Genomic DNA, 14,566 nt, shown 5'->3' with positions numbered 1-14,566 from the left:
GCAGGGAGTGGCGGCTCAGACCGCCCCAACAAGATCCGGGCCGGCAGCCCGGATAGGGCGGCCCCCGATCGGCGGCCGGCCTTCGTTCCTACCCAAACGCCTGGAGCTCGGACCCATAGGGTCCGAGCTCCCTTTTTGGCGGCGGTCGGTGTGGCGACCTTAATGAGCGCCCCCGTCCACGCCGCATCGCTGGCGGCCCCAGCGCCCGCCCTCTCCCCATCGTCGGTAGAGCTGCGCCTTCAGCGATCCCCGACGGCGGCGGCCGTGACCTCTCTTCTGGCTCTAGACAACGGCGCGACCGTGGAGATCGACCCAAGGGTCGGCGGCGCTGTCACCTTCCTGCCCGGCGGTCAGATCTCACCTCGTGAACTTCCTGCACTGCTCCGGGACGCCCTCCGAGCGGTTCATCTCGACCTTGCAGGTACAACCCACGGCTTCCGTCTGACCCCCGTCGAAAGCGGCGCGGCCGTAGGTCAGCCTGCGCAGGACATCGCCATTGTCGGTCTCGGCCACGCTGGCGCCGATCAGGTGATCGCCCTTATCGCGCCCCTTCTGCGCGGTCACGCCGCAATCTGGCGACCGGCGGGCGCATCAGTTGTGATATTGGCCGGCCACCCCGACGCCGTGACCCGTCTCGCTGAGACGGTCAAGACGCTCGACGCCGAGTGGCTGCAAGGCATGGCGCTCTCGATCATTCCCGTCGACGGTCAGGATCCAGACGCTGTCGTGGCGCGCCTGCGCCAGGCGCATGGCGCCCAAGCCGGACCCATCGGCCTTGAGGTGGAGGCGGTGTCACTCAAGAGCGCCGAGGCTGTTCTTGCGGTCAGCCGAGACCCCCTCATGCTCGATCGCGTCCGGCTCTGGATCGCCCAGCAGCCCCCCCCGCCTCCGCCCGACCTCGGGCGCATCCGAGTGATCCCGCTGCTCAACGCCGACGCAGTCGGCCTGGCCGAGACGGTTCGCAAGCTCATCCGCACGACCCCTGTCTACACTCAGAGCTCACAAGCCCAGATCACGCCTATCCAGCCCACCCCGCCGCCATACGGCACGCCGTACTATCCGCCGCCTGCGCCGGTCGCACAGGTACAAATCAATCAAGCGCAAGCGGCGACGGCCGCGGAAGTGACCGCCGATGCGACGCACAACGCACTGATCGTACGCGCCGACTCGGCCACCTTCGCCGACATCCGCGCCATGGTCGAAGCGCTCGATGCGCCGGTGGATCAGGTCGCCATTGAAGCCACGATCGCCGAGGTCACCCTAAACAACGACTTCAGGTTTGGCGTGCAATGGAACTTCGACGCCGGGCGCAACAGCTTTACACTCGCCGAAACGGGGAGCGGCCAGCCCAGCGCGCTGTTTCCCGGCTTCTCGTGGGCGAATATCGGGCCCTCGGCGCTCTCGACCCTGAACAGCCTAGCCTCCCGAACGAACGTCGAGGTGATCTCCTCGCCGATCATCGTGACCCTCAACAACAAGGAAGCCAGCCTGCAGATTGGTAATCAGGTGCCGATCATCACCCAATCGACCGCCAACGTCACCACCCCGAACGCCAGCGTGGTCAACAGCGTACAGTACCGGGACACGGGCATTACGCTCAAGGTGACCCCACGAATCGGCGCCGGCGAGACCGTCACTCTGGAAATCGCGCAGGAGGCCAGTCAGGTCGCCGCAACCACGACCTCTGGGATCGACTCGCCGACGATCCAGCAACGAAGCTTTCGCAGCACCGTTTCGATTGTGAACGGTCAGACTGTCGCCCTGGGCGGCCTGATCAGCGCCGACCGCACACGCAGCAAGGCAGGAGTGCCCGTCGTTTCCGCCATCCCAGTGCTAGGCGAGCTCTTCGGCCATCGCGCGACCAGCGTACACAGGACTGAACTCATCGTGTTCCTGACGCCACGGATCCTGCGCGGCGAAGGCGACACGGTCGCGATCAGCGAAGAATTGAAGGGGCGACTTGATAGCCTGCGTGCCTCCGACTTCATCCAGGCGCGGACGCCCGGCAAGTGACGCCTTGGGCCGCAGATCACCTTCGCCGAACAAGGCCGTCGAACTCGGCCATGTCTGGCCCCGGAATCTTGGGGGCCCCGTCCAGGTCCAGTAGACGATGCTCGTATCGCGCGAGCCAAGCCGCGCGCTCAGCCGCGTCGATCCGGTTAGGCGCATACACGACAAACGGCTCGACGACCTCCAGTCCGGTGAACGCGAACACGCCGCGATGCAAGGGGTATAGGATGTTCTTGATCGCGCCATAGACGCCACGATCCGAATAGACGTCAGCGCCCCCGCCAACTGTAACCGCGCACATGGCGCGCTTGCCTTTGAGCCGACCCCGGTCGAACCATCGGCCTCCGCCGTAGGCCACGCCGACGGCGAAAACCCTATCGATCCACCCCTTAAGTATGGCCGGCGGTCCCAGCCACCAGATCGGAAACTGCAGGATCAGAACATCGCACCAATCGAGCTTTTCGATCTCCGCCGCGAGCTCGGGCGCAAATCCACCCTCAGCGCTGGCGAGCGCCTCCTCGGCCTGCTGTTTGAGGACGGCTGCGTCGGCGACAGTAGTGAAGTTGCGCCGGTCGGACACAGGATCGAAACCCTGAGCGTAGAGATCGGAGACGACCACTTCATGGCCCGCGGCGCGCAATGTGCGGACGGCCGTGTCGGTCATGGCGGCGTTGAAGCTCTTCGGCTCGTGATGAGCGTGGACGATCAAGACTCGCATGGCCGCCTCAGGCTGCCGCGCCGGGGCGCGCTGCAACACCGCTTGGCGCCGCCAAGATTCGTATCCCGCGCTGCACCGCCGCACGCGCCGCGACGCGATCGAACCAGGCTTTAAGGCGCGCACGCTCATCGATCGCAAACCCCGCCGCCACCGAGGCGTTCAGCCAGCCGAAGATGGAGATGTCCACGATCGAGTACTCGCCTGCGAAATAGTCGCGCCCCGTCAGCATCTCGTCCATCACCGCCTCCAGCCGCGCGCCTTCCGCGGTGAAGCGCTCTACGACGGTCGGCGGTCGCTCCGGCGCGACTTTCGTGAAGTGCGCGCGCTGGCCGAACATTGGGCCGATCGAAGCGGCCTGGAAGAAGAGAAGCTGCAACGCTTCGATTCGCGCATCTGGCGTGCGCGGCATCAGCATGTCCGCCTTCTCCGAGAGGTAGAGAAGGATGGCGTTGGACTCATAGACGACTTGCTGACCATCGCGATCGACGATGACAGGGATCTTGCCGTTGGGATTGAGGCTTCGAAACTCCGCCGAGGCGAGATCTCCCGGCGCCATGCGGCGCACCTCATATGGCAACGCCATCTCCTCGAGCGCGATAGAGATTTTGTGGCCGTTCGGCGTGTTTGCGGCAAAGAGTGTGATCACGCTGAGCTCCATGAAAGGCAGGCGGTAGATATTTATAGAACGATCTGTCCACAAGTGGTCAATCGCTTTGGCGCCATACCGTTCACCCCGAATAATCGACTGCGTTTGGAAACGCTGGCGCAGGACGACCATTTATGGAACGATGCCGTATATGTTGAGAGGCCGCCCGCGCGAATTCGATCCTGACCAGGCGCTTGCCGCCGCTATGCGGCTCTTCTGGGAGAAGGGGTTTGAGGCGACCTCAATGCAAGACGTCGTCGACACTCTCGGGCTGAGCCGGCAGAGCCTCTACAACGCCTTCGGCGACAAGGAAGCCCTGTTTCTGAAGGCGTTGGACCGGTACGACGCCGATATGGGCGGTCAGCTGGTTGCGATCCTGCGCGCCGGCAAAGACCCCGTGGACGCCATCACAGCGATGTTCGCCCGCATCCTGGCGCGGCTCGACGACCCTGCGCTGCCGCGAGGTTGCCTGCTGGTCAATACGACCCTGGAGTGTCCGCTGGGCTCACCGGCGATCACCCAACGGGTTGCGCGCAGCCTCTCGGCTCTGGAGGCCGCGCTTTACGACGTCCTTCGTCAGGGCGATCTTGAGGGGCGATTGAGGCCAGGACAGGACCCCCGCGCACTCGCCCGCTTCTTTGTTGGGCTCACACAGGGAATGGCGGTCATGGCGAAGGTCGCCGGAGATCCGGCTGGGCCCCGTGACGTCGCGTCGAGCGCCCTAAGCCTTCTTCGCTCGGTTGCGCAATAAGTCGAGAAGAGTCGCTTCCATCCCGATCAATTATCGATAATTCTTGCGTCGCGCCAGGAGGGCGCAGTCTCGGGGCGGCCCATGGACAGACGCAGATTCCTTTCCCTTTGCGCGGCTGCCGCCGCGCCTTCAGGACGACTGAGCCCTGCAGGGCTACGCGCTGCGGCGCGTGACGCCTGGCTCTACGCCCTGCCCCTCGTGGAGATCGGCGCGTTCCGTTCCCGGCAATTTGAGCGCGGCGTCACGCCGAACCGGCTCGCGCCGCAAAGACGCCTTTCCACCCCCGCGAGCCGCGACGTGACCACGCCAAACGTCGACACGCTCTACAGCGGCGCCCTCCTGGACCTGCGAAAGGGGCCGATCGCGATCACCTTGCCCGCAACCGGGGCCCGCTACGTCTCCCTGGCGCTCCTTGACATGTACAGCAACAATTTCGCTGTCCTGGGATCGCGGACCACCGGGCCCAACGGCGCCCGCGTCCTGCTCGTCGGTCCGGAACAGCCAGCGCCGGCAGGCGCCCTGCGCTCGCCGACCCCCTGGGTTTGGGCGTTAATCCGCGTGTTCGTCGACGGACCCGACGACCTGGCGGCCGCGCACCAGGTTCAGGATGCCTTCGGCCTTGAGGCTGCCTCAGGCCCGCCGGACTGCGTTTCGGTGGAGCCGAACCTGCGCTCCGGCCCCTGGACGGCCTATTTCCAAGCCGCCCAGGCGCTCATCCTCGAAAATCCGCCACCGGTCACAGACGCCGCCTTTTTCGAGCAGACCGCCTCACTGGGGCTCTCGCCACAGGGCGGCTTCGACGCAGCAAGGTTCACCCCGGCCGAAGCACGTGAGATTGAAGCGGGCGTCGAGGAGGCTCGCGCCCTTTGTCGGAATCCGAGCCTCGGCGTCACACCGATCGCCGGATGGTCCTATCAAGCCGCGAATACTGGCGCCTTCGGCCAAGACTACCGCTATCGCGCGCGCATCGCCCTGTCCGGCCTTGCAGCACTGCCGCAGGCTGAGGCCATGTACATGGCCGCCGTCGCGCCCGACGGCCAAAGCTCATTCGATGCGGCTTCGCGATGGCGGCTAAGTTTCGCGCCAGGCGCAACCCCGCCCGTCGACGCCTTCTGGTCGCTCACCCTCTACGGCCTGACCGCGGACGGCCAAGCGTTCCTGGTGGACAATCCCGCCAGCCGATACGCGATCGGCGGCAGCACGCCCGGATTGACCTTCAACGGCGATGGCTCTCTGGACCTTTGGATTCAGAGCGATGCGCCCCCCCCGGCGCGACGATCGAACTGGCTCCCGGCGCCATCGGCCGGGCGCTTCGGTCTACTCATGCGCGCCTATCTGCCTACAGCGGAGTTTCAGGCGCGCGCCTACGTCATGCCCCCGGTGCGCCGGGCCTAGCCGATCGCTCGACAAATCGTTGACAATTTCGAGCAAGCAGGGGCATACAAAAATTATTGATAATCTGGCGCGGACACGAACCGACGCCGACTTGGGGAAGCGCTACCACGCCGGATGCGTCACATCGACGTCGACCGGAAGCGCGCCCTCGAGATCCATCGCACCGGACCCGAGAGGTCAGAGGGGGGAAGAGACCTATGCCGCTGAATCACCATTCTTATTCGCGCGGCCTGTTGCTCGCAGGCGTCGCGCTCGCTGGCTTGTGCGCCGCCGACGCCGCGGCGGCGGCCGAGGCGCCCGTCCAGATCGAAGAGCTGGTCGTCACCGCTCAAAAGCGCGAGCAAAGCCTGTTGGACGTCGATCTGACGGTGAAGGCGGCGGGCGCTGAGGAGCTGCGGGCCCGACGCGTCGAACAGGTCAAGGATCTGGTTGGGTTCACCGCCAACGTCGACATCAAGGAGAACGCTCCAGGATCGCTGCCCGTCGTCACCATACGGGGGGTGGGACTGAACGACTTCAGCGCCACGAACAATCCGAGCGCCGGGATCTATGTGGACGAAGTCTATCTATCGTCGCTCAGTGTCATGTCCTTCGATCTCTACGACCTTGAACGCATCGAGGTGCTGAAGGGTCCGCAAGGCACGCTCTACGGCCGCAACTCAACAGCTGGCGCGATCAACTTCATCTCGGCGAAGCCAAAGCTCGGCGAGGCGAGCGGTTGGATCACGGGCGATCTCGGAAATTACCAGACCGGCCAGCTCGAGGCGGTGGCGAACCTGCCGATCGGCCAGGACCTTGCGGTGCGCGTCAGCGCCAAGACCATCCAGCAAGACCGCGGATACTGGTTCAATCGCGTGAGCGGCCATGACATCGGTGAGCGCAACATCGCAATGGGCCGGCTCCAGGTGCGCTGGAATCCCGGCCCCCAGGCCGACGTGACTTTCAAGCTCGATGGGCTGGCCTCCAATTCTGAAGCCGGTCAGGGCGCCTTCTTCGGGGCCAAGGACTTCAGCCAGCCGCCGCCCAGGGCGTGCGCGGCGCTTGCGCAGGGGCGTATCGATCCAAATTGCACAGACAACTTCGGCTATCGCGACACCGATAGCGACCCGTTCACCGGCGACTGGTCTGTCAACCCCTACAGCGACATCGCCCAGTACGCCTCCACGCTGCATGGTCAGTTCGACCTGGGCGCCGTGAAGCTGACATCGGTGACCGGCCTGCTGCATTCTGACCGTAAGTCCTTCGTCGACACCGATGCGGGTCCACGCGCCCAATCGGACTTCGCGTCCGACAACAAGGTCGATCAATTCTCGCAGGAAGCCCGCCTCGCCGGCGACGCCGGACGTCTGCAATGGGTGGCCGGCGCCTTTGTCTCGCACGACCACATCCGCGTCTACTCAAACGGCTACCTCGACGCGCTCTTCCGCACCCGTAGTTACGGCCTGGCTGACCAGAAGACCGACTCGGCCGCCGCATTCGCCAACGGAGAATGGGCGCTCTCCGATCAGCTCAAGCTCGTCACCGGCCTGCGGTACACCTGGGAAGAAAAGAGCTATCGCGGCGGCACGACCGACCTCAATCCCTTTGGCACAAGCTGCCTTCTGAGCCGAACCTGCACACCCGGGCCGACCGCGCCGGTGGCGCTGACCAACCAGGACACCAAGATCCGCGACACGAACTGGTCCTGGAAGGTCGCACTCGACTGGAAGCCGGATCCGCTGACCCTCGTCTACGTCAGCGCTTCTCAAGGTGTGAAGTCCGGCGGCTTCTTCTCCGGTTTCACGACGGCGAACTCGTCGCTGGCGCCCTACCGGCCTGAGACCTTGATCGCCTACGAGCTGGGGGTCAAACGCCGAACGGACGATCACCAGCTGCAAGTGAACGCCAGCACCTTCTACTACGACTATAGCGACATCCAGACGTTCGTCCGCGACACGGCTAGCGCCATCGCCGCACAGCGCCTGGGCAATGTCGACACGGCAAAGGTCTATGGCCTGGACCTCGACGCCGAATGGCGTCCGCCCGCCGTCTCCGGCCTGACGTTGGACCTTGGCGTCGGGCTCCTTCATTCGCGACTGGGCGCCTTCGCCAGTTCGGGAGCCCCTGTTCCAGCAGGCAATGAGCTGCCGAACGCGCCGGAGTTCTCCGCCAATTGGTCCGTCCGCTACGAAAGGCCGCTCACAGAGGCGCTCACTGGCAGCGTCCAGGTGGACGGGCGATATTCGGACGCCACGTACAAGGACGCGCTCAACGACCCGCTCATCGCCGCACCCAGCTACAGCGTGTGGAACGCCCGGGTTGCAGTTCAAGGCGGCGCTTGGACGGCGGCGGTCTGGGGCCAGAACATTTTCGACGAGCTCTATGTGACCAGCGGGGTGAACCTCTCCGGTCTTGGCTACGGCTACCGCCTCTATGGCGCGCCTCGCACCTGGGGGGTCAGTCTCACCCGGCGGTTTTAGATCGCCGGCCGCGGGGCGCTTCTGGCAGGAGGGACCATCTAATGCTTCGACGTGATTTTCATCTGACCGCGGGCGCGGCTCTCCTGGCCGCGCCCGCGGCCGCCGCACCAGCGCGCGGCCGGCCAACCCCTCCTGGGGCCCCACGACTTGACCGAAATCGGATGGCTCACCTCGAATCGCGGATCACGGGGCTCGTCGACGCCGGCGCCTTGCCGTGCGCAGCGCTTGTCGTGGTCCAGGATGGCCAGCCGGCGCTGCGGATCGAGCACGGTTTTGCAGACCTAGGGGACAGGCGCGCTATCGGACCGCAAACGCTCTACAGAATCTTCTCGATGACCAAGCCCGTGACGGCGGTCGCCGCGATGCTCCTGGTGCAGGACGGACGGCTGTTGCTCGACGATCACGTTGAACGGCACGTGCCGGAGTTCGCACGGCTACAGGTCGCAAGGCCAGATGGTTCGCTGGAGCCAGCACGGCCGATGACCGTGGAGCACTTGCTCACCCATACTTCGGGCCTGAGCTATAGCTTCAATCCCGACTCCCACGCGGCGCCGTTCTACCGCAAGGCCGGGCTGGAGGGCGGAGCCTGGTCTTCCGCCCCGGACATGACCGGCCTTGACGTGCTGGCCCAGCGCCTCGCAACCATTCCACTCGACTTCCAGCCTGGCACGCGCTGGCAGTACAGCATGGGCCCCGACATCCTAGGACTGATCATTGAAAGGGTCGCTGGGATGTCCTTTGATCGCTTTCTGGCCGAGCGGGTGTTCACACCGCTAGGTATGAGCGACACCGCCTTCGCCATACCCCAAGGAAAGCGTGACCGTATCGCGTCGCTCTACACGCCCGGCCCAAGCGGCCTTAGCAAGCTCCCAGGCGCTGTCGCATCAGTTCCAGAGCGCCCGCCGCTCGCGCCTTCCGGAGGCGGCGGCTTGATCTCAAGCCTCGACGATTATCTGCGCTTCGCACAGATGTTGTGCGACGATGGTGGGGGTCTCCTCGGTCGACCGATCGTCGACCTAATGACCGCAAACCACCTGCGCCCAGACCAGACGGCGGGCCTGGAAGCTGCGGCGCGGTTCGGATACGGCGGATCCGGGGCAGGCTTGGGCTTCGGCCTGGGCGGGGCGGTCGTCGCCGATGTCGCGCAAAGCCATAGCCCAGGCGTGGTCGGGGAATATGGATGGGGCGGCGCCGCAAGCACGACCTTCTGGGTGGACCGGGTCAACCGTATCGTCGTTGTGTTCATGACCCAACTTCTGCCGTCCGGCGCGATCCCCGTTCGCGACCTCCTGAAGGCCATGGTGTACGGGGCGCTCCCAGCCAACTGAACCTGTCGCGCAAAGAGGAGGAGGAATGGTCCACGCCAATAGACGCCAGCTCATGGCGGCGGGACTTGGCGCGAGCGCCGCCAGCAGACCCGGGGCGGCCAAGGCGGACTCATCATCTCTGCGGGCCGGCCTTGAACACTATGTCTCACTTGGATCGAAGGCCTCAGGCGGCCCGGGAGACGAGGCGGCCGGCGCCTGGCTGCAGACGCGGCTGGACCGCCTTGGCTTTTCTACCGAGCGTCGGCTGATCGAAGCGCCTGCTTTCGAGCCGGAGATGGCGAGCCTCTCGCGCGGCTCTTGGCAAGCGCCGATCATCCCCTTGGCGATCGTCCAGCCTACAGGACCGGAAGGCGTGATCGCACCGATCGTCGTAGCGCCGCCCTGGGCGAATGGTGAAAGCTTGGCCGGGCGGATCGCCCTTGTCGTGCTCCCGCACGCTCGGTGGTCAAGCGCCGCCGCCGGGGCCGTTCGGCAACCGATCAAGTCCGCCATCGACGCCGGCGCGGTCGCCGTCGCCCTCGTCACGACCGGCCCCACCGGAGAAGCGATCGCGCTGAACACGGACGGTCGCGAGCCGTTATTCGACAGGCCTGTCGCCAGCCTTGCGCCGCGCGACGCCGCGCCCTTCCTGGCCCCCTCGCCCGAGCCCGGGCGTTTGCTGATCACAGGCCGCAGGTTTCGGCGCCCGGCGTTCAATCTCATCGCCCGTCTGGATCGCGGCCGGTCCTCGTGGCTGGTCGTCTCCACGCCTCGGTCGGGGTGGTTCACCTGCGGTGGCGAACGGGGCCCCGGCGTGGCCGCATGGCTCGCCTTGGCCGAATGGGCGAGCCGGGCCCGGCTAGGCGTCAATCTCGCCTTTATTTGCACGAGTGGTCACGAATACGAAAACCTCGGCGTCGCCAAGCTCCTGGAAGGGGGCGCGCCAGCGCCCTCGCAAACCGCCCTATGGGCCCACCTGGGGGCCAACCTCGCCGCCCGGGACTGGCACGAGACCGCCGCGGGTCTAACACCGCTGCCCAGCCCCGACCCCCAGCGCTTTCTCGTCGGCAGTCCCGAACTTCTGGAGGCGTGCCGTCGCGCCTTCTTAGGGCAGGCCGGCCTCGAACGCCCCTATGCGACGAACGTCGGATCCGCCGGCGAACTCACACAAATCCTGGCAAGCGGCTACGCACGCGTCGTTGGCGTTTTCGGCGCCCACCGGTTCCACCATGTGGCGTCGGACGACCTCAGATGCGTCGACGCGCGCCTGGTGGCGCAGGCCGTTGAGGGTTTCAAGCGACTGATCCGTGCGGCGGTCGCGCAGAGTTAGGTCGACTCTTCAGGGGTTCCGTCCGGTCCGGCTCGTCGACGGCGGGATGACTTCGGCTGCGGCAAGGGCGTCTGAGCCTCGATCGCGGCGCTCACATGGGTCTGGGTGAATCCGATCAATTCACGCGCCGCCCGCTCCGCATCGTCGGGCCGTCCGGCCTTGATAGCCTCCACAGCGACCCTGTAGAGGGCGGCGGAGCTGAGGCCGAGCCCTGGCTGCAGCCGGCTCATGGTCTCGTGCCTGGCGAGATGGTGGAGCCAACGCGCAAGGCGCGCCACCTTCAGCAACATCTCCTGGGCCAAAGGGCTACCGCATTGATCGGAGATGAACTGGCCAAGGACCAGCGAGACGCGCAGGTGTTCGACGGTGTCGTTCGTCTCCCGCACGACCCGTTCATAGCGGCTGGCGAGGGCCTCGAGCCTGACATGAGCCTCAGGCGCGATCCGCTCGGCCGTCAGCCGGCAGACTGCGCCAAATAGCGCCTTCCAAAGTTCATAGACGTCGTGGACGGCATGGAGCTCGACATCGATAACGCGCGCGCCGCGCCAAGGCACCACTTCAACGAAGCCCGCGCGACTGAGATGTCGAAACGCCTCGCGAACCGGACCGTGTGAAACCTCAAAGCGTTCAGCGATCTTGCGCTCGCGAATCCAGGCGCCAGGCTCGAACCGCCAAGCGATGATGTCCTCGATGAGCGCATCGGCGATCTTGCGGTCCAGGGTCGGCCCTTCAGGCCCGTTCTGCGCTTGCACGTGTGTGGAACCAACCTTTGGGATTCGGTGTCAGAAACAAGCAAACACACAAATTATCAATAACACAACGTCCGCAAGCCCTTGCGCGGAGATCGGGCCTGAGTCACTCTGATAATCAGAGTCACATGGAGCCGCGACTATGAGCATCGAAGATCATCCGACGGTTCGACGGATGCGCGCCGCACCCTCCCCCGCCGGGCCGAGCCAATTGTCTGCTGAATGGCTCAAGGCGCTCGCACGGGCGGTCGGCGCAGACGATGTCGGGCTCGTGGAGGTCGAACGACCTGAACTCGCCGATCAGTTGAGCTACATTCGCCAAGTCTATCCTGATACGCGCGCGCTCCTGTCGTTTGTCGTGCGCATGAACCGCCAGCCTGTGCGCTCGCCGGTCCGTTCCGTCGCCAATCAGGAATTCCACGCCGTCTACGACGAAGTGAACGAGGTCGCACGAGAACTGGTGCGTGAGCTGGATGCCGCTGGTGTCGCCGCCTGTAACGCCGTCGCGGCCTTCCCAATGGAAGTCCAGTTGCCCGGTCGGGGGTGGATGGTCGCGCACAAGCCGGTGGCCGTGGCCGCCGGCCTAGGACGCATTGGCGTCCACCGAAGCGTGATCCACCCCAAGTTTGGAAGCTTCGTCCTCCTCGGGACCGTGTTGCTGGGCGTTCCGGTGGACACCTACGATCAGCCCATCGACTACAATCCCTGCCTGGGCTGTAAGCTATGTGTCGCCGCCTGCCCCGTGGGGGCCCTCAAGCCCGATGGCGGTTTTGATTTCGTCACCTGCTACACCCACAACTATCGGGAGTTCCTCGGCAACTTCTCCGACTGGGTGGGCGCGATGGTGGAGTCGAAGGATATGAAGGCCTATCGCGAACGTTTCTCCGACGGAGAAACCTCCTCGATGTGGCAATCCCTGTCCTTCAAACCCGGATACAAAGCCGCCTATTGCATAGCCGTCTGCCCGGCGGGCGAAGAGGTCATCAACCCCTTCCTCGAAGATCGGCCTGGGTATGTCGAAAAGGTCGTGAAGCCGTTGACCGACAAGGTGGAGACCCTCTACGTCCTCCCGGGCTCGGACGCAGAGAGCCATGCCGCCGACCGTTTCCCACACAAGACGGTCAAGCGCGTGGGGCGCACGCTGCGAACGACTTCGGTCGCTTCATTCGTCGCTCAGTTGCCGCTGGCGTTCCAGCGCGGCCGTGCGAAAGGTCTCAGCGCGACCTACCACTGGACCTTTTCCGGCAAGGAGACGGCTTTGGCCACGGTTCAAATCGACAAGCAGCGCATCACCGTCCAGCCGGGTCATCATGGAGAGGCCGATGTTCGCGTCACCGCCGATTCCGAGACTTGGCTGCGGATCATGAACCGCGAATACAAAATCATCACCGCGATCATTCTCCGAAAAGTGCGCGTTAAGGGCGACATGGCGCTCTTTCGCGCCTTTGGACGCTGCTTCCCCGGGTGACAGGCCATGCGTACGAAGAGCTTCAGCGGTATGTCCTGCTCCATCGCCGGCGCGCTCGAAGCGATCGGCGAGCGTTGGGCCTTCCTGATCATTCGGGATCTGTGTCTTGGGTTGAGGCGCTACGACGACCTGCAGGCCTCCACCGGCATCTCCAACAGCAGTCTGACGGACCGACTGACTCACCTTGAGACGCAGGGTCTCGTAGAACGGCGGCTCTACCAGGAGCGGCCTCGCCGGTTCGAGTATCACCTCACGCCAAAGGGGCGCGACCTTTCGGTGGTGATGCTGGCGCTGGCGGCCTGGGGAGACCGTTGGGACGCAGCCGGCAAGGGCGCAGCGCCTGTCGAGTTCTTCGACGTCGAAACGGGCGGCGCGGTGCAGATCAAGGTGGTCGAAGCGGCAAGCGGCGAGCCGGTGCCCACCCATCGGGTGGCGGCGCGGCCTGGCCCAGGCGCAGACGAGCGCGTGCGTTGGCGCATTGAAAGAGGACTGCAGGCCCACCAAGCGCGTTAGGAGCGGCAACAGCAATCTTGCACGTCTCCTCGCTCCAAATTATCAATAATTCATAGTGCAAATCTGGAGTCCGCATGCGCACGCGCCGCCTTGGGGTCGCCCTCGCCATCGCCCTCACACCCCTAGCCGGCCCTTTGCAGGCCGAACCCCTGGGGCTTGGCATGATAGCGCGCACACCGCCGTCATTCGGGGGCGCGCCGCCACCGTCGCCCGACTACAAGGACCCAGCCGCCTGGGCCGCACGACCAGAGACGGCGGACGGCGCAGATGTGACACCGCCGGACGCGGGCGCGGTCAATCGGCAGGCCACGGCCCGGGTCGATGTCTTCTTCATACATCCCACCACGTATCTATCCTCAGATAGCTGGAATGCGCCCTTCGACGCTTCCGGCCGCACCGGCCGCCAGGTTGATGAAGGGGTCCTGCGATTTCAGGCCTCGGCCTTTAACGGAGCCGGAAGGGTGTTTGCGCCGCGCTACCGACAGGCCTCGATCACCGCCTTCACCCACCCCGGCGCCGACAGCGAAGCTGCAATCGACCTCGCCTACCAGGACGTGCGACGCGCCTTCGACGCCTACATCGCCCACGACAACCACGGTCGGCCGTTCATCCTTGCCGGTCACAGCCAGGGTTCGCTTCACGCTATGCGCCTGCTGCAGGAACGCATCGCCGGCACCGCGCTGCAACGCCAGTTGGTGGCGGCCTATCTCGTTGGCTCGTCGTTGCCGGAAGCGATCGAACAGGCCGGGATACCTATCTGCCGCCAACCCGCTCAGACGGGCTGCGTCATCAACTGGAATAGCGTTCGGGCCGGCGCGGGCGATGCGCGCCGTCGTGGCCAAGCTCTGATTTGGCTGGAAGGTCGCTACCAGCCGATCGGGGGGCGACCGCTCGTCTGCGTCAATCCGCTTTCGTGGCGAAAGGACGGCGAGGCGCCGGCCGCGCTCAACTTGGGGGCCCTTCCTGTCCACGGGCCGGGCCAGCCCCTAGAGCACCCGAAGCCTGGGCTGACCGGCGCCCGCTGCCGCGACGGCCTTACTGAGGTGACAATACCCTTGCGCGAACGCGCTGGCTTCTCCGACGCCCTGACCCGCATCGGCAGCTACCACGTCTTCGACTATAATCTCTTCTACATGAACGTCCGGCAGAACGCCGAACTCAGGACCGCTGCGTATCTGCGCCGACAGGCGGCTGGTTCCGGCGGACCCTAGGGTCCGCCG

12 protein-coding genes are annotated in these 14,566 nt (G+C 65.3%); 9 read left to right on the top strand and 3 right to left on the bottom strand.

Going from position 1 to position 14,566, the window contains the following annotated elements; translation table 11 throughout:
• Positions 1-264 precede the first annotated feature (264 nt).
• Positions 265-2,013, top strand: coding sequence for a secretin N-terminal domain-containing protein (locus ACE3TA_RS07935; RefSeq protein WP_374572291.1), 1,749 nt, complete (start codon positions 265-267; stop codon positions 2,011-2,013).
• 16 nt (positions 2,014-2,029) lie between these two features.
• Here ACE3TA_RS07935 and ACE3TA_RS07930 read toward each other — a convergent pair whose 3' ends face one another.
• Positions 2,030-2,728 (bottom strand): NAD(P)H-dependent oxidoreductase, encoded by a 699-nt coding sequence (locus ACE3TA_RS07930; protein ID WP_374572289.1) that lies wholly within the window; start codon positions 2,726-2,728, stop codon positions 2,030-2,032.
• A 7-nt stretch (positions 2,729-2,735) separates the two neighbouring features.
• Positions 2,736-3,506, bottom strand: coding sequence for a glutathione S-transferase family protein (locus tag ACE3TA_RS07925; RefSeq protein WP_374572287.1), 771 nt, complete (start codon positions 3,504-3,506; stop codon positions 2,736-2,738).
• A gap of 19 nt (positions 3,507-3,525) precedes the next feature.
• On the opposite strand from ACE3TA_RS07925, the gene ACE3TA_RS07920 reads away from it, so the two are divergent.
• The 5 genes from ACE3TA_RS07920 to ACE3TA_RS07900 all read left to right on the top strand — a co-directional run bounded on the left by ACE3TA_RS07920 (position 3,526) and on the right by ACE3TA_RS07900 (position 10,616).
• Positions 3,526-4,125: a TetR/AcrR family transcriptional regulator gene (locus tag ACE3TA_RS07920; RefSeq protein WP_374572285.1), complete on the top strand. Its 600-nt coding sequence runs from the start codon at positions 3,526-3,528 to the stop codon at positions 4,123-4,125.
• Positions 4,126-4,206: 81 nt separating this feature from the next.
• Positions 4,207-5,520 (top strand): DUF1254 domain-containing protein, encoded by a 1,314-nt coding sequence (locus tag ACE3TA_RS07915; RefSeq protein WP_374572283.1) that lies wholly within the window; start codon positions 4,207-4,209, stop codon positions 5,518-5,520.
• Positions 5,521-5,717: 197 nt separating this feature from the next.
• Entirely contained in the window at positions 5,718-7,979 is a 2,262-nt protein-coding gene (locus ACE3TA_RS07910) for a TonB-dependent receptor (RefSeq protein WP_374572281.1), read from the top strand.
• A 161-nt stretch (positions 7,980-8,140) separates the two neighbouring features.
• Entirely contained in the window at positions 8,141-9,307 is a 1,167-nt protein-coding gene (locus tag ACE3TA_RS07905) for a serine hydrolase domain-containing protein (RefSeq protein ID WP_374572279.1), read from the top strand.
• Positions 9,308-9,332: 25 nt separating this feature from the next.
• Positions 9,333-10,616, top strand: a complete 1,284-nt coding sequence (locus ACE3TA_RS07900; protein ID WP_374572277.1) for a hypothetical protein — start codon at positions 9,333-9,335, stop codon at positions 10,614-10,616.
• On the opposite strand, the gene ACE3TA_RS07895 is transcribed toward ACE3TA_RS07900, so the two are convergent.
• Positions 10,613-11,368 (bottom strand): GntR family transcriptional regulator, encoded by a 756-nt coding sequence (locus tag ACE3TA_RS07895; RefSeq protein WP_374572275.1) that lies wholly within the window; start codon positions 11,366-11,368, stop codon positions 10,613-10,615. The genes ACE3TA_RS07900 and ACE3TA_RS07895 overlap by 4 nt on opposite strands.
• Before the next feature lie 139 nt (positions 11,369-11,507).
• On the opposite strand from ACE3TA_RS07895, the gene ACE3TA_RS07890 reads away from it, so the two are divergent.
• From ACE3TA_RS07890 to ACE3TA_RS07880, 3 genes are all read left to right on the top strand, one after another.
• Entirely contained in the window at positions 11,508-12,833 is a 1,326-nt protein-coding gene (locus ACE3TA_RS07890) for an SCP2 sterol-binding domain-containing protein (protein WP_374572273.1), read from the top strand.
• A 6-nt stretch (positions 12,834-12,839) separates the two neighbouring features.
• Complete coding sequence (locus tag ACE3TA_RS07885) at positions 12,840-13,346, top strand: winged helix-turn-helix transcriptional regulator (protein WP_374572271.1); 507 nt, start codon at positions 12,840-12,842, stop codon at positions 13,344-13,346.
• A gap of 74 nt (positions 13,347-13,420) precedes the next feature.
• Positions 13,421-14,557: a DUF3089 domain-containing protein gene (locus tag ACE3TA_RS07880; RefSeq protein ID WP_374572270.1), complete on the top strand. Its 1,137-nt coding sequence runs from the start codon at positions 13,421-13,423 to the stop codon at positions 14,555-14,557.
• Positions 14,558-14,566 lie beyond the last annotated feature (9 nt).

The sequence above is a fragment of the Phenylobacterium sp. genome, from assembly GCF_041916435.1.
Lineage (GTDB): Bacteria > Pseudomonadota > Alphaproteobacteria > Caulobacterales > Caulobacteraceae > Phenylobacterium.
This window is presented reverse-complemented; position numbering and strand designations above follow the sequence as displayed.

Excerpts from the sequence above, each read along its gene's own strand:
- ACE3TA_RS07915 (WP_374572283.1), top strand. The coding sequence starts at position 4,207 with ATGGACAGACGCAGATTCCTTTCCCTTTGCGCGGCTGCCGCCGCGCCT.
- ACE3TA_RS07930 (WP_374572289.1), bottom strand. The coding sequence starts at position 2,728 with ATGCGAGTCTTGATCGTCCACGCTCATCACGAGCCGAAGAGCTTCAAC.
- ACE3TA_RS07890 (WP_374572273.1), top strand. The coding sequence starts at position 11,508 with ATGAGCATCGAAGATCATCCGACGGTTCGACGGATGCGCGCCGCACCC.
- ACE3TA_RS07910 (WP_374572281.1), top strand. The coding sequence starts at position 5,718 with ATGCCGCTGAATCACCATTCTTATTCGCGCGGCCTGTTGCTCGCAGGC.
- ACE3TA_RS07900 (WP_374572277.1), top strand. The coding sequence starts at position 9,333 with ATGGTCCACGCCAATAGACGCCAGCTCATGGCGGCGGGACTTGGCGCG.
- ACE3TA_RS07925 (WP_374572287.1), bottom strand. The coding sequence starts at position 3,506 with ATGGTCGTCCTGCGCCAGCGTTTCCAAACGCAGTCGATTATTCGGGGT.
- ACE3TA_RS07885 (WP_374572271.1), top strand. The coding sequence starts at position 12,840 with ATGCGTACGAAGAGCTTCAGCGGTATGTCCTGCTCCATCGCCGGCGCG.
- ACE3TA_RS07880 (WP_374572270.1), top strand. The coding sequence starts at position 13,421 with ATGCGCACGCGCCGCCTTGGGGTCGCCCTCGCCATCGCCCTCACACCC.
- ACE3TA_RS07920 (WP_374572285.1), top strand. The coding sequence starts at position 3,526 with ATGTTGAGAGGCCGCCCGCGCGAATTCGATCCTGACCAGGCGCTTGCC.
- ACE3TA_RS07905 (WP_374572279.1), top strand. The coding sequence starts at position 8,141 with ATGGCTCACCTCGAATCGCGGATCACGGGGCTCGTCGACGCCGGCGCC.